The sequence below is a fragment of the Bradyrhizobium sp. MOS003 genome (assembly GCF_003020125.1).
GTDB lineage: Bacteria > Pseudomonadota > Alphaproteobacteria > Rhizobiales > Xanthobacteraceae > Bradyrhizobium.
Window position 1 is genome coordinate 982,687 of the sequence record NZ_PYFW01000001.1, and the last position, 23,564, is coordinate 1,006,250.

Below are 23,564 nucleotides of genomic sequence, written 5' to 3' on the forward strand. Positions count from 1 at the left end.
GCAACAAGGAGCGCCCATGAGCCGTACGGAGCAGGACTTCCTCGGACAGCGTGAGATCGCCGACGACATCTCTTACGGCGTCCAGACCATCCGGGGTAAGGAGAACTTCCACATCACCGGCATTCCGATGAACCAGGAGCCTTTCTTCGTGAAGGCTCTCGGTTACGTCAAGAAGGCCGCCGCCATGGCCAATCGCGATCTCGGCGCAATCGACGCCAAGGTCGCGGACGCCATCATCCTCGGCTGCGACCGCGTCATCGCCGGCGACATGATGGACCAGTTCGTCACCGACTTCATCCAGGGGGGCGCCGGCACCTCCACCAACATGAACGCCAACGAGGTGATCGCCAACCTCGCGCTGGAATCGCTCGGCTTCAAAAAGGGCGACTACCAGCACGTCAGCCCCAACGATCACGTCAATTACGGCCAGTCGACCAACGACACCTATCCGACCGCCTTTCGCCTCGCGCTGATCCTGCGGCTCGAAAGCTACATGACCGCGCTGCGCCAGCTGCAGGAAGCCTTCTTCACCAAGGGCCGCGAGTTCGACCGTGTGCTGAAGATGGGCCGCACGCATCTTCAGGACGCGGTGCCGATGTCGCTCGGCGCCGAATTTCGCGGCTGGGGTACAACCATGGGCGAGGAGGTCGATCGCATCTCCGAGGCCCGGGCGCTGCTGCGCGAGATCAATCTCGGCGCCACCGCGATCGGCACCTCCGTTACGGCGGCCCACGGCTATCCCAAGCTCGCCGTTCGCCATTTGAGCGCACTCACCGGCGTCGATTTCATTCTCGCCGGAGACCTGGTCGAGGCGACCTCGGACACCGGCGCCTATGTGCAGCTCTCCGGCGTGCTCAAGCGCACCGCGAGCAAGCTGACCAAGATCTGCAATGACATCCGCCTGCTCGCCTCCGGCCCGCGCGCCGGCTTCAACGAGATCAACCTGCCGCAATTGCAGCCGGGCTCCTCGATCATGCCGGGGAAGGTCAATCCCGTCATTCCCGAGGTCGTCAACCAGACCAGCTTCCTCGTGATCGGGCTCGACACCACGGTGACGCTCGCGGCCTCGGCGGGCCAGCTCCAGCTCAACGTGATGGAGCCGGTGATCTCGTTCGCGCTGTTCTTCTCGATCCGCACCATGGAGCGCGCGGTCAACAGCCTGCGCGAGAATTGCGTCGTTGGCATCACCGCCAACGAGGAGCACACCCGCAACATGGTGCTCAACTCGCTCGGCATCGTCACGGTGCTGAAGCCGCTGCTGGGCTACAAGCAATGCGCCGAGATTGCGCGCGAGGGCTACAAGAGCGGCAAGTCGCTGCACCAGATCGTGGTGGTCGAGCGCAAGCTGCTGACCCAGCAGAAGTGGGACGAGATGTTTTCGTTCGAGCGGCTGATCAATCCGGATCTGCTGGGGTAGGCCAGCGTCGCCCGCAACTCTGACCTCGTCATTGCGAGCGTAGCGAAGCAATCCAGCGTCTCCCCCGCGGAAATAGTCTGGATTGCTTCGCTTCCCTCGCAATGACGGAGGAGGGGATGGTATTCCGCGCCTTGGAATTGCGGTCGCCGCATCCGCCCCGGCGACAAAACGCAATACTTGACAGTGGAAAGATTGCCTTGTTGGTATGGCGGTCAACCTTCCATCGACCGGCTAACAGAGGATCGTCCCTGCAATGTCCATGCCTGCCTTGTTCAAAGGACGCCTGTCGATCCCCGTGATCGGCTCGCCGCTCTTCATCATCTCGGTGCCCGATCTCGTGATCGCGCAGTGCAAGGCGGGTGTGGTCGGCTCGTTTCCGTCGCTGAACGCGCGTCCGCCGGAGCTGCTCGACGAATGGCTGGCGCGGATTACCGAGGAACTCGCGGCCTATGACCGTGCCCATCCCGACAAGCCCTCGGCGCCGTTCGCGGTCAACCAGATCGTGCACAAGTCGAACAACCGGCTCGATCACGACATGCAGCTCTGCGCCAAGTACAAGGTGCCGATGGTCATCTCCTCGCTCGGCGCGCGCGAGGAGTTGAACCAGGCGGCGCACGGCTGGGGCGGCATCGTCTTCCACGACGTGATCAATCAGAAATTCGCGCACAAGGCGATCGAGAAGGGCGCCGACGGCCTGATCCTGGTCGCGGCCGGCGCCGGCGGTCACGCCGGCACCATCTCGCCGCTGGCCTTCGTTGCTGAAACACGAAAGTGGTTCGACGGTCCGATCGCGCTGTCGGGTGCCATCGGCAACGGCAGGGCGATCCGCGCCGCGCGAATTCTCGGCGCCGACTTCGCCTATATCGGCTCGGCCTTCATTGCGACGAAGGAAGCCAACGCGGTGGAGAAGTACAAGGAGATGATCGCGGGATCGACGGCCGACGACATCGTCTACTCCAACCTCTTCACCGGCGTGCACGGCAATTACCTGAAGCCCTCGATCCTCGCCGCCGGCATGGATCCGGAAAACCTGCCGACCTCCGATCCCTCCAAGATGAATTTCGGCACTGACGCCTCCGGCGAGCGCGCCAAGCCGAAGGCCTGGAAGGAAATCTGGGGCTCGGGCCAGGGCATCGGCAGCGTCGAGGCCATCTTGCCTGCCGCCGAGCTGATCGCGCGCTTCAAGAAGGAATACGACGAGGCGATCGATCCGCCGCTATAATCGCTCTCGTGTCCCGGACGCGCTGCAGCGTGTGACGCTGCTGCGCGAGCCGGGACCTATCGCCGCAACGCATGGACCCCGGATCGGCAGCGCACCGCTACGCGCTGCGCAGCGTCCGGGGAACGTCAACCGAGACTGATGAAAGCATGCCCCCGATCTACCGCGTCGACGGCAACAGCGTCGTCACCAGTCCGGATGCTGCAGGTCCCTGGGACCGGCGCATGCAGCACGGCTCGGCGCCGGCGTCGCTGGTGACCTGGGCGGCCGAGCGAATTCCGACACCGTCGCCGATGAATATCGCGCGGGTCACCATCGACCTGATGCGCCCTGTGCCAGTGGCGCCGCTCACGATCGAGACCACGATCCTGCGCGAGGGGCGCAAGATCCAGCTTTGTGAAATCAAGCTGCTCGCCGATGGCGTGCAGGTGGTCGGTGCCACCGTGCTCAAGATCAGGGCGCAGGCTCAGGCGCTACCCGATGACGTCAAGGAGTTGCCGGTGACGCTGCCGTCGCCCGAGGACTCGTTCGCCGAGGACGGTCACGCCGCTACCAGTCCGTTCGTACGATCGGTTTCGATGCGCGCCGCGCGCGGCCGCTTCGGCCAGGCCGGTGCCGGCGCGATTTGGTTTCGTGTCGACCACCCGCTGATCGAGGGCCAAGCGATCTCGCAGGCGATGCGTGCCGTGGTCGCAGCCGATTTCTCCAACGGCACCGCCTCGACGCTCGACTTCCGGGCCTGGACCTACATCAACGCCGATCTCACGGTAAACTTTTCGCGCCAGCCGGTTGGTGATTGGATTTTGCTCGACGGTGAATCCTGGATCGGGCCCGACGGCGCCGGTCTCGCGATGTCGCGGCTTGCGGACCGGCAGGGCTATTTCGGCCGCGCGGTGCAGAGCCTCGTCATCGAGAAGCGATAGGACCCTCCAAGTCTACCGCCGTAGACCGGACGCGGCGCTGGATCCGTTCCATCTTGTTGAAGATATTTCGGAAATGGCGTTCTCTAGACGCTGAATAGGTCGTGAAGACCGTAGCGCGGAACCGATTGTTCCCTTCCCGGTTTTATATCCGTAGAGGGAAAATATGGCTTCAATTAAAGAATTGTCCGGAAGGGCCCAAACTGGCGTTTGGGGTCTGGACAACATCCTGTCCGGGGGATTGTCGCGTGGACACGTGTTCCTCGTCGAAGGTGCGCCCGGTACAGGCAAGACGACGGTGGCGCTGCAATTCCTGCGAGAGGGCACGAAGGCCGGCGAGAGGTGCCTGTACATCACCTTGTCCGAGACGGAGCACGAGTTGCGCGAAGGCGCGGCTTCGCACGGCTGGACGCTGGACGAGGGAATTACCGTCTTCGAACTGCTGCCCCCCGAGAGCCTGCTTGATTCTGAACAGCAGCAGAGCCTTCTCTACTCCTCCGATCTCGAGCTCGGCGAGACGACCAAGCAGATCTTCGAGGCGGTGGATCGGATCAAGCCGCATCGCGTCGTGCTCGACAGTCTTTCTGAAATCCGGCTTCTCGCCCAGAGTTCGTTGCGGTACCGCAGGCAAATCCTGGCCATCAAGCACTTTTTCTCCAGGTTCAACACGACCGTGATGCTCCTCGATGATCTCACGGCCGATGTCGCCGACAAGACCGTCCACAGCGTCGCGCATGCGGTTCTGCGCCTTGAGGAGCTCGCGCCGGATTATGGCGCGGAGCGCCGCCGCGTCCGCGTCATCAAGTATCGCGGCACCAAGTTTCGCGGCGGCTATCATGATGCAACCATCACCACGGGCGGTCTGAACGTGTTTCCGAGGCTGGTTGCGTCCGAGCACCGCGCCGATTTGCGGCGCACCACTTTTTCCAGCGGCATTGCGGGCTTCGACCAGTTGCTGGGCGGTGGCGTGGAATCGGGCTCGAGCACGCTCGTTCTCGGACCGTCCGGGACGGGCAAATCTCTTATCGCAATCGTGTTCGCCGTCGCGGCGGTGGCGCGAGGTGAGAAGGCGGCGCTGTTCGTGTTCGACGAGGAGCTCGGTCTGCTATTGTCCCGCATGAAGGGCATTGGAATCGATCTTGACGCGCTGCGACGGCACGGCAGTCTTGCGATCGAACAAGTTGACGCTGCCGAACTCTCGCCAGGGGAATTCGCTCATATGGTCCGCAAGCGGGTGGACGAGGAGGGCATCAAGGCCGTCGTGATCGACAGTCTCAATGGCTATCAGGCTGCCATGCCCGAGGAGAATTCGCTCATCCTCCACATGCACGAGCTATTGCAGTACCTCAATCGTCGCGGTGCCGCGACATTCATGACTGTGGCCCAGCACGGCCTCGTCGGTGACATGAAGGCGCCGGTTGACGTCACCTATCTCGCCGATACGGTCATTCTGCTGCGCTACTTCGAGGCGCTGGGCAGCGTGCGGCGCGCGATATCCGTGATCAAGAAACGAATGGGCCAGCACGAATCGACCATTCGCGAGTTTCGCATCGGCGGTCGTGGCCTGGCCATTGGCGAGCCTCTCGAGGAATTTCAGGGCGTTCTGCGCGGTGTGCCCGTTTACATGGGCGACCCGCGACCTCTGCTCCAGGAGCCTGGTGCGTGAAACCGGGCGACACGTCCGAACGCGCCCTTGTCCTTGCTCCGACGGGCCGCGACGCAAATGTCGCTGCGAGCCTGATCCGCGAAGCAGGCTTTGCGGCTGACGTCTGCCCCGATCTCGATGCGCTCGTTCGCGAGATGGCGGCCGGTGCGGGGCTTGCCATCATCGCCAACGAAGCCGTGAAGACCGCAGATTTGCGCAGTCTCGTCAGGTGGCTGAACGAACAGCCCTCATGGTCGGACTTTCCGATCGTTTTGCTCACCCGTCAGGGCGGCGGTCCGGAACGCAATCCGGATGCAATGCGGCTTGGTCAGGCACTCGGCAATGTGACATTCATCGAACGGCCGTTCCATCCGACCACGCTCGTCAGCGTCGTAGGATCGGCGATCCGGGGGCGGCGCCGCCAGTACCAGTCTCGCGCGATTCTTGAGACCCTCACCGAGAGCGAAGGCCTGCTGCAAACGGCATTGAGCGCCGGTCGGCTCGGTGCACTCGAACTGCATCTGCCGTCCCTGAAGCTCGAGGCCTCCAATACCTGCAAGCTGTTCTTCGGGCGACGGCCAGAGCAGGAATTTTCCTTTCAGGACCTGCTCGAATCCGTGCACCCGGACGACCGCGCCCGCCAGCAAACCGTGTTCGACCGCGCCGTCGCCAGCGGCGGCGACTACAGCATCGAATATCGAAACGTCTGGCCGGACGGCTCCCAGCATTGGGTGGATATAAGGGCGCGAGCGGTGCTTCGGCCCGACGGAAGTGTGCGATCGCTCGTCGGGGTGTGCTCCGACATCACCGCGCGCAAGGTCGCCGAGATCGAGCGTGAAAATCTTCTGGCCCAGCTTGCTGCAGAACGGACCGCGCTCGCCGAACTCACGGCCACACTCGAGCAGCGCGTCGAGCAGCGCACCGCGGATCTGATGACCGAGGTCGCTGCGCGCGAAAAAGCGCAGGATCAATTGCGGCAGGCGCAGAAAATGGAGACCATCGGCCAGTTGACCGGCGGGGTCGCGCACGACTTCAACAATCTGTTGATGGCCGTGATGGGCAATCTCGATCTGCTACGCAAGCGCATCCCGGACGACCCGCGCCTGCGCCGGCTGATCGACGGCGCGTTGCAGGGCGCGGAGCGGGGTGCCTCGTTGACGCAACGTCTGCTCGCGTTCGCCCGCCAGCAGGATCTGCGGGCGGAAGCGGTCGACCTCGGCACGTTGATCCGGGGGATGAGCGACCTGCTCGAGCGCTCGCTCGGTCCCCGGGTCGAGCTGCGCCTGGACGTTCCGGATCGCGTGCCCCCGGCACGAGTCGATTCCAACCAGCTTGAACTCGCGATCTTGAACCTCGCCATCAACGCGCGCGATGCGATGCCCGATGGGGGCTCGATCGAAATCCGCATACGCGAAGATCAGGCGAACGAAGAGGCGCGGCTGCCGCCAGGCCAGTATCTCGCGCTGTCCGTGATCGACACTGGCGAAGGCATGTCCGCCGAGACGTTGAAGCGGGCCGTGGAGCCGTTCTTTTCCTCGAAGCCGGTTGGAAAAGGAACCGGACTTGGCCTCTCGATGGTGCACGGTCTTGCCGTGCAACTCGGCGGCGCCCTTCAGCTCTCCAGCGAGGTCGGAGTTGGCACCACGGCGACACTGATTCTTCCGATCGCCACCCAGCTTCCGAAAGCGGAGGCGCCTATCCCGGTGCGGCGACAGGCCGGCCGATCTGCCGTCATCCTTTTTGTCGACGACGATCCGCTGATTGCCATGTCGACCACCGAGATGCTCGAAGATCTCGGGCACCGCGTCATCGGCGTCAGCTCCGGCCTGCACGCCCTCGATATCATACGCAGCGGGCAGCAAATCGATCTCATGGTGACCGATCACGTCATGCCCGGCATGACCGGGCTCGAACTGGCGGCTGCCTCGCGTCAGCTGCGACCGTCACTGCCGATTCTGCTTGCCACTGGATACGCCGAACTGCCCGAGGGAACCCAGCTGGATCTGCCGAGGCTGGCCAAGCCTTACCATCAGGATCAGCTCCGCGATCGCCTTGATCAGATGCTCCGCTGAAGCCGGGCGGCTCTTCGACACCTAACCCACCATCCGGTCCCGCCCGCTCCAGAAGCCCGCGCGCAGCACTTTCTTGTCGACCTTGCCGACGCCGGTCATCGGCAATTGCTTGACGAACTGGATCTGCTTCGGCGCATGCGCCGAGCCCTTTCGGGTCTTCACGAGGTTGATCAGCTCGTCCGGATCGGGCCTTGCGCCCTCGCGCGGCACGACGATGGCGGTGACGGCTTCGCCCCATTTCTCGTCGGGGATGCCGACGACCGCGACCATCGCGACATCGGCGTGCTGCGACAGCACGTCCTCGACCTCGCGCGGGAAGATGTTGAAGCCGCCTGATACGATCATGTCCTTCTTGCGGTCGAGGATGAACATGTAGCCGCGCTCGTCCTTGCGCGCGATGTCGCCGGTATGGACCCAGCCGTTCTTCAACGTCTCGGCGGTGATGTCGGGCCGCTTCCAGTACTCCGCCATCACATGCGGGGCGCGCACGCAGATCTCGCCCGCCTCCCCCGTCTTCACCTCCTGGTCGTCGTCGCCGAGGATTTTGACCTCGCAGGCTGCGATCGGGAAGCCGCAGGACAAAAATAGCTCCGGAGCCTTAAGATCGTGATCCGCCTTGCGCAGCACCGAGACCGGGTAGCATTCGGTCTGGCCGTAGAGCTGCGAGAACACCGGTCCGATGCGCTCGATGCCCTCGACCAGACGGCTCGACGACATCGCCGACGCCCCGTAGAGCACCAGCTCGAGCGAGGACAGGTCGGTCTTGTCCAGCGCGGGATGGTCGAGCAGCACGTAGATCATGGTCGGGACGAACAGCGTGAAGTTGATGCGCTCGCGCGCGATCGTGGCCAGCACTGCCTCGGGATCGAATCCCTTCAGCATGTGCACGGTGCCGCCGCGCATCAGGGTCGGCAGCACTTTCGTGCCGGCGACATGGCTGATCGGGGCGACCGTGAGGTAGCGTGCGGCCTCGGGGATCTCGAAATCGGCGAGGATCGCGGCGGCTGCTCCGGCATTCTCGCGGTGATAGCGCAGCGCGCCCTTGGATTTGCCGGTGGTGCCGCCGGTGTAGTTCAGCGTGGAGAGATCGTCGAGGTTGGCAAGGCAAGTTGCGCTGGCGTGTCCCGCGCTCTCGATGGCCGCCAGCAGATCGACGCCGTAGCCGGCCGGTCCCATGGTGAACACCGCCTTCAGCCGGCTCGCACGCGCAGAAAGCTCGCCTCCGCGGTCGCGGAAGGCGGCCGCATCGACCACCAGCATCTCGGCCTCGGAATCCTCGAGCTGGAACAGCTGGTCTTCCAGCGACCCCAGCGGATGCAGCCAGGTGATGCAGAGCCGGCCCAATTGCGCGGCGACGCCGGCGCACCAGGTGTCGGCGCGGTTCGCGGTGAGGAAGGCGACGCGCGCACCGGGCTGCAGGCCAAGCCGCATGAACATACCTTGGATGCGTCCGATCAGGTCGATCGTGCCCTGATAGCTCAGCGATCCCCCGGGCCAGGCGAACGCGGTACGGCCGGGATAGCGCGACAGCGCCCGTAGCGTCTGCGCACAAGTCGGCGACGATGCGTGAAGCGGATCGGACATATGTTTCCTCGTTGCTTTGTCACCGGCTTCTGGCGTGCCAATGTTGCCGTGACGCTAGCACAGAGACTGCGGGAGGAAACGATAAAGCCCGCGCGGCGATGCATGCGTGACGAGGAGATTTGTGTGACATCCGATCGACTGCAACGCTTCGGCGATCGTCTGGCTCTGCCGCTGATCGTGGCTCCGATGTTCCTGGTGTCGGGCGTCGAACTCATGGTCGCGGCCTGCCGCAACGGCGTGATCGGCAGCTTCCCCACCGTCAATTGCCGCAGCACGGAGCAACTCGATGAATGGCTCGCCGTGATCGCGGCGCGGCTGCGCCAGCACGAAGACCAGACCGGCCGCAAGGCGGCACCGCTCTGTCCGAACCTGATCGTGCATCGCTCCAACGCGAGGCTCGCGCAGGATCTCGCCGTGCTGCTGCGGCACAGGCCAGAGATCGTCATCACCTCGGTCGGCTCGCCCGCGTCGGTATTGAAGCCACTGCATGACGCCGGCGCGCTGGTGCTGGCGGACGTCGCCTCGATCCGCCACGCCGAACGTGCGGCGGAAGCAGGCGCCGACGGGCTCGTGCTGCTCACGGCGGGAGCGGGCGGCCAGACCGGCTGGCTCAATCCGTTTGCCTTTGTTCGCGCGGTGCGCGCATTCTACGACGGCATCATCGTGCTCGCCGGCGGCATAAGTGACGGACACGCGCTGCACGCGGCCGAAGTGCTCGGCTGCGATCTCGCCTATATGGGCACGAAATTCATCGCGACGCGCGAGAGTATGGCGGACGAACGTCACAAGCGGATGCTGGTCGAGAGCAGCGCGGACGACATTTTGCTCACCACTGCGTTCACGGGTTTGCAGACCAGCATGCTGAGGCCGTCAATCGTGGCCGCCGGCCTCGATCCCGACGATCTCCCGGCACGCGGCGCGATCGACATCTCCGAGGACATTGACGTTGCCGCGCGCGAGAGCCGGCCAAAGCGCTGGCGCGACATCTGGAGCGGCGGGCATTCCACCTCTGGGGTTACCGACGTGCTCGCTGTCGACGATCTCGTCGCGCGGACGGCGGCCGAATATCGCGAAGCGAGAGTGCGCCTTTCCCCGTAGAATTGCGGAAAGAACCGGCACGCTCGTCTCGATCACAGTTAATCGAGCGCTCACTGGGGACGGCCTATTTAACGGCAGATTAACCAACGCCGGCCAAGAATCCCTCCACGGCCACCGATCAGGGTCGAGAGGGACAGGCGATGGACTTCGATTTTCTCAACAGCAAGACAGCGGCTTCGCTGGACGAAATCCGCGTCCGCGTCGCTCATGCCCTGGCGCGTCACCCGCTGTGCCGCAGCGTCCGTTTCGACATCGTCAGCGTCCCCCGAACCCGCCGGGGCGGCAATTGGACGGTGACGCTGCAATCGGTCGAGCCGCGCGGGGTCTGGGAAGCCTCGGAGATCGTCGCGGACATCCAGGATGCCTACGATCTGGCGGCAGCTGCCTGATTTCATTGGCTTTTACGCCGGTTGTCGTTGCAGGCATACCGATTGTCGCAACCAAGGCACACTCAAGCCTTAATTCGCTCCTTTTTCACTGGCAACGTTAACAAACTCGTGAAGCGGCGGTTCCCGGAGAGACGTTTGTCCAAAGCCATCACTATCGTTGTGCTGACCTGCTTCCTCGTCCTCGGCGCTGCCACCACTGCCATCCTTGGCCGCGACAGCGTGCCCAGCGTCAGCGTAGAGATGATCTCGCAGGCGCCTCTTGCAAAGCCCCTTTCGACCAATCGCACCGCCAAGGCCGACCGTCTGGTTCCGACCCTGGCCTTGGCTTCGGCCGCGATCGAGCCGGTTCAGGTGCCGGCCGACAGGCTTTCGCAAGCGCCGCTGCTGGCCGAGCCGCTGCGTCAGGCCTTTGCCGCCGCTACGCCATCCGACTTCCCGATGCCCAAGGCGTCGAGCCTAACCGAAGCGCCCGCCGCGGCGGAGGTCCCCGCCGTCGAAGTTCCGGCCAAGCCGAAGGTTGTCGCCAAGCCGCAGCCGCAGAAGTATTACACCCTGCTGTCCGACGCGCAGATCTCCGGCATCAGGGATCGCCTGAAGCTGTCCTCGTCGCAGGAATATTACTGGCCCTCGGTCGAGACCGCGCTGCGCAACGTCGTCCGCAAGATCTCGGCCAACAAGCTCTCCAATCCGAACGCGCCGCCCAGCGCGCAGATCGATCCGAACTGCGACGAGGTCCAGCAATTGAAGTCGGCCGCCATGCCGCTGCTGTTCCAGCTGCGTGACGATCAAAAGGAAGAAGTGCGCAAGCTCGCCCGCCTGATCGGGCTCGAAAAGGTCGCGCAGCAGATCTGACGCGCGGGTTTCCTCCAGGAACCGCGCCTGCATCAGGAACATCTGGCAATCGACGCGCGTTGCTCGCTCCAAAGAGGGAGTGGATTAATGCGCGCCTCGACAGCCTATTTCGTCGGTGCTGGAACCATCGTCGCGGCCATTGCCATCGGTCTCGGCGGTGGCATCGTTGCCGGCAACATCATGAACCCGGTCGCGTCCAAACAGGGCCCGGACACCAGCAAGATGGCGCAGCGCGCCGAATCCGGTGGCGCTGTGACACAGGCGAGCGTTCCGTCGGAACGCGTCAATTATCTCACGGGGTCGCAAGCCTTCGGCGCAATGATTGCTGCGCCGGCGCAGGCCGAAGCGAAGCCGGACGCCGACACGCAGCCCGCTCAGGCGAAGGCCGGACCGCCGGCACCGCCGCCCTCACAAGCGGCCGCGGTTGAGCCGCCCAAGGAACAATTGAAGGAACCGTCGAAGCCGGCAATTGCATCGTCTTCGTATGTCGCAAAATCTGCCGAGCAGCAGGCCTCGACCGAACCGGCCGCTTCGCCCGAGAATGCCTATGCCAAGGCGCGAGATTCCGACGTGAAGCGCGCAGCGTCAGAGCGGCGCCGGATGGAGCGTCGTGAGCGCTGGGCCGAGCGCCGCCACTATGACACCCGCGAGCAACGTGGCCAGCGCGACCGCACCGATTGGGACGACGTCGCGCGCAACATCCGTGCAGATTCCGATTCGCGTGATTATGCCGGCCGGCCACGGGGCGGCTTGCCTCAGATCAGGCTGTTCGGATCCGACGACGATTAGCGTTTAGCCCGTGATCGCCGTTGCAATGGAAAAAGGCGCGCCACCCTTGGCGCGCCGCGGTCACGTCAATCCCGCGCGGCGCAATCCTTCCAGATAATGCGCACGATCATCGTCCCGCAGCATCGGCAGCTCGCGCGTGATCCAGGCGAGCGAGACCTCGGGCTGGGCGCGGCGCAGGCCCTCCAGGGCGCTCGCTGCGAGCGCCTGATCTCCTGACATGCCGGCGGCGGCCGTCAGCACGCGGTGCGCGCCAACGAAATCGCCACGCTGCCGCATCGACTCCCGTGCCATCTGCACGGCTCCGTCGTAGTCACGGCCGATGAACTTGGCATAGGCCGCAACCCCGCAATAGATCGCCGCGAGGGGATCGCGCGGGCTCAGCCGCAGCGCGCGGCGTGCGGCGGCGTCGCCGTCCTGCCATCGTCCGGCGTAACACAGCGTGACGCCGTAAAAGGCATGAGCCATGGCGAAGTTCGGATTGAGCTGCAGCGCCAGCTCGAACTCCGCCAGCGCGTCGTCGAAGCGGCGGCGGAACAGATAGGTGTAGGCGAGGCCGTGATGGGCCCAGGCATCCTCGCGATCGGCCTCCACCGCCGCGAGTGCCGCGCGTTCGGCGATCGGCACGGTCGCGGCCATGTCAGCCCAGCCCATATGCGCGCCGAAGATATGGCTGGTCGCCAGCAGGCCCAGCGCCTTGCCATAGGCGGGATCGATCGCGACGGCTTTTTCGAGCAGACCTTGCGCGGCGGCATTGTCCTCGCGCGTGCTGCGCCAGTGATGCGACAAGGCGCGCATCACGAGGTCCCAGGCGTCGAGACTCCCTGGCGGCTTCTGCTGCGCGCGAAAACTTTCGGCGGCATAGAGTTGCGGCTCGATCGCGGCGACGATTGCCTCGGTGATCTCGTCCTGCACGGCGAAGATGTCGGCGAGCTCGCGGTCGTAGCGCTCGGCCCAGAGATGACTGCCGGTCGAGACGTCGTTGAGCTGGGCCGAGATGCGCACTCGCTCGCCGCTCCGCCGCACGCTGCCTTCGACCACGTAGCGCACCCCGAGCTCCTGCGCGACCTCGCGGATGTGTACGGCGCGGCCCTTGTAGACGAAGGAGGAGTTGCGGGCGATGACGAAGAACCAGCGCAGCTTCGACAGCGCGGTGATGATGTCCTCGCTGATGCCGTCGGAGAAATAGTCCTGCCCGGCTTCGCCGCTCATATTGGTGAAGGGCAGCACCGCGATCGCGGGCCGCTCCGGAAGCGCGAGCGCCGGGCGGGGCGCCGAGGCGGCGTGGCCAGGTTCTGGCGCGATCGCGCCATCCTTGGCCTCGACATCGCCGACGAAGCGAAACCCCTTGCGGGCTATGGTGCGGATCAGCGCCTGGCTCGCGCCATTGTCGCCGACGGCCTTCCGCGCCGCGTTGATCCGGCTGGTCAGGGTGGATTCGGAGACGCTGCGCCCGTGCCAGATCTTGTCGATCAGTTCGTCCTTGCTGACCACCCGGTCGCGGTTCTGCATGAGGTGAACGACGAGATCGAAGACCTGCGGCTCCACGGCAATTGGAACCTGCTCGCGGCTCAGCTCGCGCCGGTCGGTATCGAGAAGGTGGTCACGGAACAGAAACTGCACGTCGAAAACTCAGGCCTCATGACGAGATCGGTCAGGCGAAATGACAAAAAGAAATTTTGGTCGAAAACCGTGAGTCGGCCGAAGCGGGCGCTCGGTTCATCGCGATCGCGTGACGGCAGTCATGCAGTTTCGGATGGAATACAACCGCGGCTAGAATGTCGCAGTTGTGGCCGGGATCGCAGAAAGTTTGGGGCGCCGGGATCCCAACCGGCGAGCGACGTCCCGGGCGGGTCGTCCTGCATATATCGCTGCGCGACGCTCTCTCGTCGTCTCCGGCCTCGCGCCACGCGGGCCATCGGATTGGGAGCGTGGCGGCTTTGTCCATTGCCGAACACCATGACCTGCGTAAGGTACGGCTCACATAAAACGCCAACCACAAAGAAACGCCCATGCCCGCCTTGTCCCCCTCCACCACCGTGCTCGACTCCATGCTATTCCGCGACGCCTTCGGCACGCCTGAGATGCGTGACGTGTTTTCCGACCTCGCGACGGTCGCGCGCTACGCCGAGGTCGAGGTGGCGCTGGCGAAGGCGGAAGCCCGATGTGGTGTGATTCCGCAGGAAGCTGCCGACGCGATTGCGGCGCGGACCGACGTTGCCGCGTTCGATTTCGAGCTGTTGCGGCAGGAGACCGACATCGTCGGCTATCCGATCCTTCCTCTGGTGCATCAGATGGCGAAGCAATGCGGTGAGGCCGGCCGCTACGTGCATTGGGGCGCGACCACGCAGGACATCATGGACACCGCCGTGGTGCTGCAGCTCCGCGCCGCGCTGGAGATCGTCGCGCGCGACATCGCCGAGCTGCGCACTATCCTCGCCGATCTCTCGAAGCGATATCGCGACACGCCGATGGCGGGCCGCACCCACCTGCAGCAGGCACTGCCGGTGACCTTCGGCTACAAGACCGCGATCTGGCTCGCCATGTTCGATCGTCACGCCCAGCGCCTGGCACAAGTGAAGCCGCGCGTGCTGGTCGGCCAGTTCGCCGGCGCTGCCGGCACCTTGGCTTCACTCGGTGACAAGGGCTTTGAGGTGCAGGAGGCGTTCTGCGCGGAGCTGGAGCTCGGCGTTCCCGCCTCTACCTGGCACGTTGCGCGCGACGGATTTGCGGAAGGCGTGAATTTTCTCGCACTCGTCACGGGGTCGCTCGGCAAGATCGCGCTCGACATCATGATCATGGCCTCGACCGAGTTCGCCGAGGTCTACGAGCCCTTCGTCAAGGGACGCGGCGCCTCGTCGACCATGCCGCAGAAGCGCAACCCGATCTCGTCGGAGTTGATGCTGGCGGCGTCCAAGGCGGTTCGCCAGCACGCCGGCCTGATGCTCGACGCCATGGTGCAGGATTTCGAGCGCGCCACGGGCCCCTGGCACGCCGAATGGATGGCAATCCCCGAGAGCTTCGTGCTGACCGCCGGCGCGCTGCACCAGGCGAAGTTCGCACTTGCTGGCCTGATCGTGGACGAGGCGAAGATGAACGAAAATCTCGCCGTCAGCCGCGGCCTGATCGTGGCCGAAGCGGTCATGATGGGGCTCGCACCGCAGCTCGGCCGGCAGGAGGCCCATGACGTGGTCTATGACGCCTGCCGTCAGGCCAACGAAAAGGGCATGAGCCTCGCCGATGCGCTGTCCGCGGACACCCGGATCGCGAGCCGCATCGATCGTGCCACAATCGAGGCGCTCACCTCACCGAAAAATTACCTGGGGCTCGCGCCCGCCATGGTTGACCGGGTGCTGAAATCTGCAACGCGTTGAAAACCAAAATGCGTGAAACCGCGTAGCTCCCTCATGTCGCAAGATGCTCGCGCACTTGCGTCCCGCGATGCTAGGCTTAGATTGAACGAGAGACTTTCGGCAGAGGGCCCCGCATGACTGATCAGCGCAATTCCACCGCTCCCATCGATCCCGTGAAGCTCGACCGGCTGGCCGAGGTGGCGGTGAAGGTGGGCCTGGGCTTGCGGCCGGGACAGGATCTTCTCCTGACGGCGCCCGCGATCGCGCTGCCGCTGGTGCGGCGGATCGCCGTGCATGCCTACAAGGCCGGCGCCGGCATCGTGACACCGATCCTGTCGGATGAAGAGATGACACTGGCGCGCTACCGCCACGGCCACGACAACAGCTTTGATAGGGCCGCCAACTGGCTCTACGAGGGCATGGCGAAAGCGTTCGCGAACAATACCGCGCGCCTTGCGATCGTCGGCGACAATCCGATGCTGTTGTCGGGTGAAGATGCTTCCAAGGTCGCGCGCGCCAGCAAGGCCAATTCCATCGCCTATCAGCCGGCGTTGGAAAAGATTGTCAATTTCGACACAAACTGGAACATCATTGCCTATCCGAGCGCGTCCTGGGCGAAGCAGGTCTTCCCGAACGATCCCGAGGAGATCGCGGTCGGCAAGCTCGCGGACGCGATCTTTGCCGCGTCCCGCGTTGATCGCGAGGACGCTACGGCCAATTGGGCAAGCCACAATGCGGTGCTGCGCGAGCGCACCAACTGGCTCAACGGCCAGCGCTTCCGCGCGCTGCAGTACTCCGGACCGGGGACCGATCTCACCATCGGGCTTGCCGACGGCCACGAATGGGAGGGCGGCGCCTCGCTCTCCAAGAACGGCATCAGCTGTAACGCCAACATCCCGACCGAAGAGGTCTTCACCACGCCCCATTGCCGCCGCGTCTACGGCCATGTCGTGAGCTCGAAGCCGCTGTCCTATCAGGGTACGCTGATCGACAACATCGCGGTGCGCTTCGAAGACGGCAAGATCGTCGACGCAAAGGCTTCGTGCGGCGCGGAGGTGCTGAACAAGGTGCTCGATACCGACGAAGGCGCCCGGCGCCTCGGCGAAGTGGCGCTGGTTCCGCATTCCTCGCCGATCTCGCAGAGCGGACTGTTGTTCTACAACACGCTGTTCGACGAGAACGCAGCGTCCCACATCGCGCTCGGCCAGTGCTATTCGAAGTGCTTCGTGAACGGCGCGCAGCTCACCCCGCAGCAGATCGCCGCGCAAGGTGGCAACCAGAGCCTGATCCATATCGACTGGATGATCGGCACGGCCGAGACCGATATCGACGGCATCTTGCCCGATGGCAGCAAGGTACCGGTATTCCGCAAGGGCGAGTGGGCGAAGTAAGGCTTCTCCACTCCGATCGGAAAGCGCTATAGCATACGCGTCCCTGCGGCCATCCGTCGAGACGCCCGCCGCTGGCGGGCTCCTCAGGATGAGGACGGAGTGCGCGGCAATCGCTCAGCGGGCATCGATGTGCATGAGTCTCATCCTGAGGAGACCGCGAAGCGGTCGTCTCGAGGGACGAGGCGTTCGCTCGACCTCTGCCGGAACGTTCATGCCGCCGCGTTGCGCAGCATTGGATTGTTGTCGATGCTGAAACGGTTGAACAGCGTCGTAAACGGGCTTCCATCGGTGGCCCGCAATCGCCGCGTAGAGCGCGCCGATGGGATCGTCCGGCTCGTCCAGGTCGAGGCTCTTGCGGATTTCCTTACGCGCCTCGTTGATCTCGTCCTCGTCGTCGAGCGTCGCCTCCAGCGCCTCCGCCGCACGCCGCATCTCCGCGAGGTCGCCGCCGCCGGAAAATCTGAGGATGTCGAGCCAGTAGGGGCGGGCGACGACGAGCTGGACGAACGCCTCGAACGTATCGGCGATAATTCCCGCCCGGCCTTCCGATGAGACGTAGAGCACATTCTGCGGCGGCAGCAGCACGAACGCGCCCCCGGCGCCGTCACTGCCGATCTGCCGCGGGGCCTCGATGCCGTCGATGGTGAACCAGGGCTCCTCGTCCGGCGCGAAGGAGACGTCGAGGCTGACCAGCCGGGCGACGGCCTCACGATTGGCGGTCACGACCTCGGGCGAGAGGGGCATCGGGATGGCTCCGTTTCAAGCTTCCGCGCACTTTGTCGCACCCCGGAAAGGATCGGTTCATGTGTGCGAATTTGCAGGAGAATCGCGACGTTAACCGTTTCGCACCTGCAGCTTCCGGCTGATTTTCGAGGCCTGCGTAAGAAAGAATTAAAAACCGGTGACTAGCGTTCCCGACATCATTCGAAACGATCCGGGCCGAGACCGGCAATAATTTATTATATCCCCTGGGGCAGAAGATGTCGCGTTCATTAATTGAAATCGGTAGTTGCAATGTCGAGCTCGAGCTGCGGCCGATCGAGCCGACCTGGATCATCGAGGGCAATCCCGTGTCGCGCTCGCACATCCTGTCAACCAGTGCCGACGGCACCGCCTCGACCATCATCTGGCAGTGCACCGAAGGCCGCTTCAACTGGTACTACGATATCGACGAGACGATCATGATCATGGAAGGATCGATCGTGCTCGAAAGCGACGGCATGCCGCCCAAGCGCTACGGCCCCGGCGACGTGATCTTATTCCGCGACGGTGCGCATGCCAAATGGCACGTCGAAGGCCACGTCAAGAAGATCGCCTTCTGCCGCAAGACCAATCCGGTGATGATCGGCTTCCTGATCCGCGTCGTCAACAAGCTGAAGAAGATCTTCGCCTTTACCGGCGAGCGCCGTCCGGCCTCCCTGTTGGGTGCCGGCTAGAGCACACAATAACGTTTCAAGGACGCTTCCCAGCGGCCACGACGAAGAGGGGTCGGGATCAACATCCCGGCCCCTCTTCTCGTCAGGACGGCAGCTGGAGCCGGTAGACGTCAGTTGCCGTCTGCGAGAACAGGGCCGTCTTTTCGGCCTCGCTTAATGGCGAGGCGATCCGCTTGAAAGCGTTGAAGATCACCTGGTAGCTGCACTGGCCCTTGTCCGGCGGAAAGTTGCTTTCGAACATCGCACGTTTCGGGCCGAACGCCTCGATGCAGGTCTCGACATAAGGCCGCCACGCCGCGGCGAGCTCCTCGGATGTCGGCGGTCTCTCGCGCAAATGGAAGTCGTAGCCGAGCAGGCACATGGCGAGGCCGCCGAGCTTCACCACCACGTTCTCGCATTTGGCAACGTCACTGATCGAGGCGCGCCACCAGCTGCGCGCGTTGCGCAACCGCACCCGTCTTTGCGAGCACAGCGGTACCTTGGTCAGCCCTTCCGCCGACTCGCCCTCACGTCGACCATCAGCCGCCAGTCGGCCGCGGCGGATGGCTTGGCCTCGCCGAGCCAGTGGAAGGAATCGCCTGTGATCTCCGTAAAGCTCCAGCGCGTCAGCTCGCCTGACTCGGTCGTTCCCTCCTGCACGATGTCCTGTCCTTGCGGACGGCCGATCTGCTGGCGGAAGACGCAGCGCGCGGGATCGAACCAGCAGATCCGCCACGCGGACATGCTGGGATCGTAGACCCGCAATGTCGTGCCGTACCAATTGCCGGCGATTGGAAAGGCCGGCGCGCCTGCGGGCCGCGGAATGATCCAGATGTCCTGCACGGCGCGGCCCTGCAGCACCCAGCCGAAATGGATTTCGCCGGGCGCCGTGTATTTCGTCCCATCGGGGCCGTGGGCGGTGATCTCGGCATCCCAGTCGCCGACGAAGCGGCCGTAGAGCCGCAGCGCTGCGGCGTGCTCGGGATTAGGTCCTTCGGCGTGCAACAATCTCGCAAAGTCGGTCATGGCGATCTCCCTGTCGCGAGGAGATCAGCACCGAAGGGCGGCGGCCGGCTTGGAGAAAATTGCGCCTCAGACCCCGTCGAGGATGATCACCGTCGGCTTCGGCGGCAGCGCATCCCGCGACATCCGGAACGATCGCCCGGAGCGCCGGTCGATCTCGAACTGCTGGCCGATGCGGTGCATGAAATCGTCGAGCGGGGTGGCAAAGCGGTGCATCGGCAGCACCACGGAGGCGCGCAACCGCCTGGTGATGTCGGAGACACCGTCCAGTGACATGGTGTAGGTGCCGTCGATCGGTACCATCACGATATCGAGCCGTCCGATCTGGGCGAAATGGCTGTCGTCGAGCTTGTGATGGAGGTGGCCGAGATGGCCGATGCAGAGGCCGGCGACCTCGAAGATGAAGATCGAATTGCCGTCGCGGATCATGTCGGTGCCGGCGTCGTCGCCGAAATAGCGCCGGATGTCGGTGGTGACGTTGCGGATGAAAGTGTCACTGACGCGCTCCGACACGATCGCCGGCTTACCGTCCTCACTCCAGCCATGCAGCACGTGAGGAATGCGCTTGTCGGGGAAGAGAGAGTAATGCGTGCTGTGGGCACGGTTCATGGTGACGACGTCGGGCAGCCGTCCGACCTGGTAGGCGCCACTGTAGTCGGTCGCGATGCGCAAGCCGCCGGGCGTGTCGATGAAATAGGTGGAGTGGCCGGCATAGGTGATCTCGACCTCAGCCGTGCCGGCTGCCGGCCGAAACGCAACCGGCATGGCACGCGGGGCCGCGTCGGCCATCGCCAGGCACTCGCTGCGCTGTGGCTGCTGGGCGAGGGCAGGTGTCAGGAATGCGCCGAACAGCGCCAGAGCCGCCGAAACCAGTCGCCGCATGGATCCATCCCCGATGACTTCACAGCGAAGTCTAGCGTGCAATGCGGCGCCGCGCCAATGGGGTGGGATCGACAGCGCGTCCGTGTCGCACCTATTGCTCGCGCTTCGGGCTGAACTTCCAGGTGATCGCGACGAGGCTCGCGGTGATCAGGCCGCTGATAAGGCCGGCGATCGGCAAAGCAAGTAGCAGCGCGGCGCTGGCGGCCCAGCCGATCGAGGAGAAGGCTTCGGCGAACGTGGCCAGCCGCGACGAGGTCTGGCGACGGCGGAATTGGCTGCGCCGGGCCTGCACCCGAAACCAGAGCTGGATCGCGGTCGCGGAGGCCGCGCTGATAATGATCGCGGCGGCACTGATCGCAGCCTGGATTGGTGCGGCGAACGCGAGCGCGGCGACCAGCGGGCAAAAGACGACGGCGATCGCGATCAGCACCACCTCGATTTTGGCACGGACGACGGCGGATGGCGTCAGTGGCGCAGTCGCGACCAGGTCGGGGGCGTCCTCGCCCGAGATCGTCAGCCAAGCAAGTCCGCCGGCGAGCTGTCCGGCCGCCATCACCACGACCGGCGTAATCAGCGTCAGCGCCGCGGAGCTGTCGGCAAAACTGCGCCAGAGCAGCAAGGCCGGCGGCACCAGATAGAGCAGCTGCATCAGGGTCTGCGAGATCAGCCAGGGATCGCGCCAGAGCAGCAAGAATTCCTTGCGCCGCAGCGCTTGCCGCCGCGACCCGCCGCGGAACGGGCGCTCCTTCGCGCGCCTGCTGCCGGAGGTGCCGTAAGCCGCGGCGTCGATCGCCGTGTCGGCAAAGCGGTGCGAGAAGATCGCCATGACGCTTCCGAGCAGCACCAGGGCGAGCGCCAGGAGCAGCAGCAGCGCTTCGCTGTCGCCCATCGCCGCCCGCGCCGGCCACCACCAGATGCTGTCGACGTCTGGGGCATGCGCGGCCACGCTGCCCGAGGTCAGGATCGTGAAGCGCGACAGCGTGCCGTAGGACATGATCGCGGCGACCTGGAGCGCGATCACGAAGCCGGCGCCGATGACCGCGGCGAGGATCTGGGCGATCAGGCGTGTCCGCGCCGGGCCGATCAGCCGAAACAACAGGATGGTGACGGCGATTGCGACCGCCGCGGCCGACAGGCCCATGGCGACGACCACGCCGAATGCGCTGAGCCAGCGCGCGCCGCCGCCGATCACCAGCACGTCGATGAAGGGCGTCGAGAACAGCAGCGCGATCAGGGTGACGGTCAGCGCGATCGCGGCGATGCGGACCGAGAACAGATTGGCGAGCGTCGCCGGCGAGGACATGATCAGGTCGAGATCGGCACGGGCATAGAATACCCGCGTCACCGATTCGATCGCCTGCGACAGCATCAAGGTCCAGGCGAGAAAGATCGTCGCCGAGATCACGGTCAGCGAGGATTTTTCGAGCGGCAGCTGCAGATCGGCGAAGCGGCCGATCACTGCCCAGGCCGGCAAGTGCAGCAGTGCCGCAAAGCAGACCATGCCGATGATTGCGGCGCGCGCCCGCTTGCGCCGTCCTCCGGTCATCATGGCAAACCATTCGCGCCAGGCGAGCCGGAGCTCGTGGCGTGCGAACCAGGACAGCGCGGTTGCCGAGCTCATGCGGCTTCCGAAAGCGTCACCAGCGCGATGAAGAGATCCTCCAGGCTGGTGTCGGCATGGCCGTTCTGCTGGCGCAACTCGGTCAGCGTCCCCTCGGCGACGAGGCGGCCCGAGGCGATCACGCCGATGCGGTCGGCCATGCGCTCGGCGACCTCGAGAATATGGGTGGTCATGATGACGGTGCAGCCGGCGTGGACGCGCGCGCCGAGAAGGCCCTTGACGTGGCGGGCGGAGACGGCGTCGAGCCCGGTCAGCGGCTCGTCTAGGATGATGAGGCGGGGATCGTGCACCAGCGCGCCGGCGAGCGCGACCTTCTGGCGCATGCCCTTGGAAAAGCCTTCGCAACGTTCGTGCCGATGCGGCTCCAGACCGAGCGAAGAGAGCAGGTCCTGCGCGACCGGCTCCGAGACCGACGGGGCGATGCCCCAGAGGCCGGCGACGAATTCGAGATATTCGAGCGGGGTCAGCTTGTCGTAGATCATCGGTTCGTCCGAGACCCACGCCATCACCTGCTTGGCGGCGACGGGGTTTTCGAGCGCATCGATGCCGAAGATCGTCACCGCGCCCGCATCGGGGCGCAAGAGGCCCGCAACCATGCGCAAAGTGGTGGTCTTGCCGGCGCCGTTGGGGCCCACCAGCGCATAGAATTCGCCGGCGTGGATGGTGAGATCGAGGCTATCGACCGCCAGACGGTCAAAACGCTTCGTTAACCCCTTAACTTCCAGCGCCGAGCTGTCCGGCTTCATGACGGCCACACCATCCGGTTTTGCATCGCTCGCGACCATGACCTGAAGATGTTTCGGCACCGTGAATCGCGCTGCCGCAAATTCCGTCATCCGGATTGGACTAATGGCAAGTCGCCGTGCAAGTCACCGTTTGTTGACAGCGCTGAACGGTTCAGGCTGAATTGGTTCCGGACAAATGGCGCTAACGCGGCGAAACGACTGCGTAGCGACTGGACACAAGATGCGGCAAGGCGGTCAAAAGAACCGCCGGTTGTATCGGGAGGACGCGCGTCAATGCTGGATTTCGTTCAGCAGCTTGTCAGCGGTGTTGCGCTCGGCTGCGTCTACGGCCTGATCGCGCTCGGCTTCGTGCTCGTCTACAAGGCCACCGAGGTCGTCAATTTCGCCCAGGGCGATCTGATGATGCTCGGCGGCTTCTTCGCCTTCACTTTCATCGGCATGATGGGCCTGAACTACTTGATCGGCTTCGCCGGTGCGGTGGCCGCAATGGCGCTGTTCGGCATGCTGGCGGAGCGCGTGGTGGTGCGGCCGATCCTCGGCTATCCGCAATTCTCGATCATCATGGCCACCATCGGGCTCGGCTATTTCCTGCGCTCGATCGCCGGCATGATCTGGGGCACCGACGATCTGAAGATCGAGACCCCGTTCAGCCACGGCGTGCTGCGCATCGGCTCGCTGGTGCTGGCCTACGACAAGCTGTCGGTGATCGCGGCGACGATGATCCTGTGCACGCTGCTCTATCTGTTCTTCAACAAGACCACGCTCGGCACTGCGATGCGCGCGAGTTCCGAAAACATGCTGGCGGCCTATTACATGGGCATTCCGGTCAAGCGCGTGGTGTCGATCGTCTGGGCGATCAGCGCGGCGGTCGCCACCTGCGCCGGTGTGCTGCTGGCGCCAATCACCTTCATTCATTCCAATGTCGGCCTCGTGCTCGGCCTGAAGGCGTTTCCGGCCGCGGTGCTGGGCGGCTTCGGCTCGATTCCGGGCGCCGTGGTCGGCGGCGTCCTGATCGGCGTGATCGAGAGCATGGCCGGCTTCTACCTGCCCGAAGGCTGGAAGGATGTCGCGCCATACCTCGTGCTGCTCGCCGTGCTGCTCCTGAAGCCCGAAGGCCTGTTCGGCCACCACGTCCGCAAGAAGGTCTGAAC

General features: G+C 64.5%; 21 protein-coding genes. 13 read left to right on the plus strand and 8 right to left on the minus strand.

From position 1 onward, the window contains the following. The first annotated feature begins 16 nt into the window (after nt 1-16). The 5 genes from C7G42_RS04785 (at nt 17) to C7G42_RS04805 (ending at nt 7,273) form a co-directional block, all read left to right on the plus strand. Nucleotides 17-1,417, plus strand: a complete 1,401-nt coding sequence (locus C7G42_RS04785; protein ID WP_106947885.1) for an aspartate ammonia-lyase — start codon at nt 17-19, stop codon at nt 1,415-1,417. Nucleotides 1,418-1,670: 253 nt separating this feature from the next. Then, nucleotides 1,671-2,639: an NAD(P)H-dependent flavin oxidoreductase gene (locus tag C7G42_RS04790; protein ID WP_106947886.1), complete on the plus strand. Its 969-nt coding sequence runs from the start codon at nt 1,671-1,673 to the stop codon at nt 2,637-2,639. 146 nt (nt 2,640-2,785) lie between these two features. After that, on the plus strand, nt 2,786-3,559 hold the full coding sequence (locus C7G42_RS04795) for a thioesterase family protein (protein ID WP_106947887.1): 774 nt from the start codon (nt 2,786-2,788) through the stop codon (nt 3,557-3,559). A 163-nt stretch (nt 3,560-3,722) separates the two neighbouring features. Next, complete coding sequence (locus C7G42_RS04800) at nt 3,723-5,222, plus strand: ATPase domain-containing protein (protein WP_106947888.1); 1,500 nt, start codon at nt 3,723-3,725, stop codon at nt 5,220-5,222. A 134-nt stretch (nt 5,223-5,356) separates the two neighbouring features. Then, nucleotides 5,357-7,273, plus strand: a complete 1,917-nt coding sequence (locus C7G42_RS04805; protein ID WP_245427533.1) for a hybrid sensor histidine kinase/response regulator — start codon at nt 5,357-5,359, stop codon at nt 7,271-7,273. A gap of 21 nt (nt 7,274-7,294) precedes the next feature. On the opposite strand, the gene C7G42_RS04810 is transcribed toward C7G42_RS04805, so the two are convergent. Further along, nucleotides 7,295-8,857 (minus strand): AMP-binding protein, encoded by a 1,563-nt coding sequence (locus C7G42_RS04810; RefSeq protein WP_106947890.1) that lies wholly within the window; start codon nt 8,855-8,857, stop codon nt 7,295-7,297. 123 nt (nt 8,858-8,980) lie between these two features. Between C7G42_RS04810 and C7G42_RS04815 the strand changes: the two genes are divergently transcribed. The 4 genes from C7G42_RS04815 to C7G42_RS04830 all read left to right on the plus strand — a co-directional run bounded on the left by C7G42_RS04815 (nt 8,981) and on the right by C7G42_RS04830 (nt 11,985). Continuing rightward, the gene (locus C7G42_RS04815; RefSeq protein WP_106948853.1) at nt 8,981-9,955 is read left to right on the plus strand and encodes an NAD(P)H-dependent flavin oxidoreductase; all 975 of its coding nucleotides are present in this window, start codon (nt 8,981-8,983) and stop codon (nt 9,953-9,955) included. 140 nt (nt 9,956-10,095) lie between these two features. Then, nucleotides 10,096-10,344, plus strand: coding sequence for a hypothetical protein (locus C7G42_RS04820; protein ID WP_094892973.1), 249 nt, complete (start codon nt 10,096-10,098; stop codon nt 10,342-10,344). A 135-nt stretch (nt 10,345-10,479) separates the two neighbouring features. Then, nucleotides 10,480-11,196 carry a hypothetical protein gene (locus C7G42_RS04825; protein ID WP_199580652.1) on the plus strand — a complete coding sequence of 239 codons (717 nt, stop codon included), beginning with the start codon at nt 10,480-10,482 and terminating at the stop codon, nt 11,194-11,196. A gap of 87 nt (nt 11,197-11,283) precedes the next feature. Further along, the gene (locus C7G42_RS04830; protein WP_106947891.1) at nt 11,284-11,985 is read left to right on the plus strand and encodes a hypothetical protein; all 702 of its coding nucleotides are present in this window, start codon (nt 11,284-11,286) and stop codon (nt 11,983-11,985) included. A 60-nt stretch (nt 11,986-12,045) separates the two neighbouring features. Here the strand turns inward: C7G42_RS04830 and C7G42_RS04835 are convergent, their stop codons facing one another. Continuing rightward, entirely contained in the window at nt 12,046-13,605 is a 1,560-nt protein-coding gene (locus tag C7G42_RS04835; RefSeq protein ID WP_106947892.1) for a winged helix-turn-helix domain-containing protein, read from the minus strand. Nucleotides 13,606-13,994: 389 nt separating this feature from the next. On the opposite strand from C7G42_RS04835, the gene pcaB reads away from it, so the two are divergent. Beyond that, nucleotides 13,995-15,356, plus strand: a complete 1,362-nt coding sequence (gene pcaB, locus C7G42_RS04840) for a 3-carboxy-cis,cis-muconate cycloisomerase (RefSeq protein WP_106947893.1) — start codon at nt 13,995-13,997, stop codon at nt 15,354-15,356. Nucleotides 15,357-15,469: 113 nt separating this feature from the next. Beyond that, nucleotides 15,470-16,726: an aminopeptidase gene (locus C7G42_RS04845; protein WP_106947894.1), complete on the plus strand. Its 1,257-nt coding sequence runs from the start codon at nt 15,470-15,472 to the stop codon at nt 16,724-16,726. Between the two features lie 114 nt (nt 16,727-16,840). On the opposite strand, the gene C7G42_RS04850 is transcribed toward C7G42_RS04845, so the two are convergent. Continuing rightward, complete coding sequence (locus C7G42_RS04850) at nt 16,841-17,470, minus strand: hypothetical protein (RefSeq protein ID WP_245427535.1); 630 nt, start codon at nt 17,468-17,470, stop codon at nt 16,841-16,843. 236 nt (nt 17,471-17,706) lie between these two features. Between C7G42_RS04850 and C7G42_RS04855 the strand changes: the two genes are divergently transcribed. After that, on the plus strand, nt 17,707-18,162 hold the full coding sequence (locus tag C7G42_RS04855) for a cupin domain-containing protein (RefSeq protein ID WP_106947895.1): 456 nt from the start codon (nt 17,707-17,709) through the stop codon (nt 18,160-18,162). Between the two features lie 82 nt (nt 18,163-18,244). Here C7G42_RS04855 and C7G42_RS04860 read toward each other — a convergent pair whose 3' ends face one another. The 5 genes from C7G42_RS04860 to C7G42_RS04880 all read right to left on the minus strand — a co-directional run bounded on the left by C7G42_RS04860 (nt 18,245) and on the right by C7G42_RS04880 (nt 22,413). After that, nucleotides 18,245-18,763: an amidohydrolase family protein gene (locus C7G42_RS04860; protein ID WP_349627525.1), complete on the minus strand. Its 519-nt coding sequence runs from the start codon at nt 18,761-18,763 to the stop codon at nt 18,245-18,247. Then, entirely contained in the window at nt 18,646-19,167 is a 522-nt protein-coding gene (locus C7G42_RS04865; protein ID WP_106947896.1) for a hypothetical protein, read from the minus strand. The genes C7G42_RS04860 and C7G42_RS04865 overlap by 118 nt, the downstream gene beginning before the upstream one ends. Nucleotides 19,168-19,233: 66 nt before the next feature. Next, nucleotides 19,234-20,046 (minus strand): MBL fold metallo-hydrolase, encoded by an 813-nt coding sequence (locus C7G42_RS04870; RefSeq protein WP_106947897.1) that lies wholly within the window; start codon nt 20,044-20,046, stop codon nt 19,234-19,236. A gap of 91 nt (nt 20,047-20,137) precedes the next feature. Next, on the minus strand, nt 20,138-21,667 hold the full coding sequence (locus C7G42_RS04875; protein WP_106947898.1) for a permease: 1,530 nt from the start codon (nt 21,665-21,667) through the stop codon (nt 20,138-20,140). Then, the gene (locus C7G42_RS04880; protein ID WP_199580787.1) at nt 21,664-22,413 is read right to left on the minus strand and encodes an ABC transporter ATP-binding protein; all 750 of its coding nucleotides are present in this window, start codon (nt 22,411-22,413) and stop codon (nt 21,664-21,666) included. Before C7G42_RS04880 ends, C7G42_RS04875 begins: the two co-directional genes overlap by 4 nt. Nucleotides 22,414-22,686: 273 nt before the next feature. Here C7G42_RS04880 and C7G42_RS04885 point away from each other — a divergent pair, with 273 nt between their 5' ends. Then, nucleotides 22,687-23,562: a branched-chain amino acid ABC transporter permease gene (locus C7G42_RS04885; protein ID WP_106947900.1), complete on the plus strand. Its 876-nt coding sequence runs from the start codon at nt 22,687-22,689 to the stop codon at nt 23,560-23,562. The last annotated feature ends 2 nt before the right edge of the window (nt 23,563-23,564 follow it).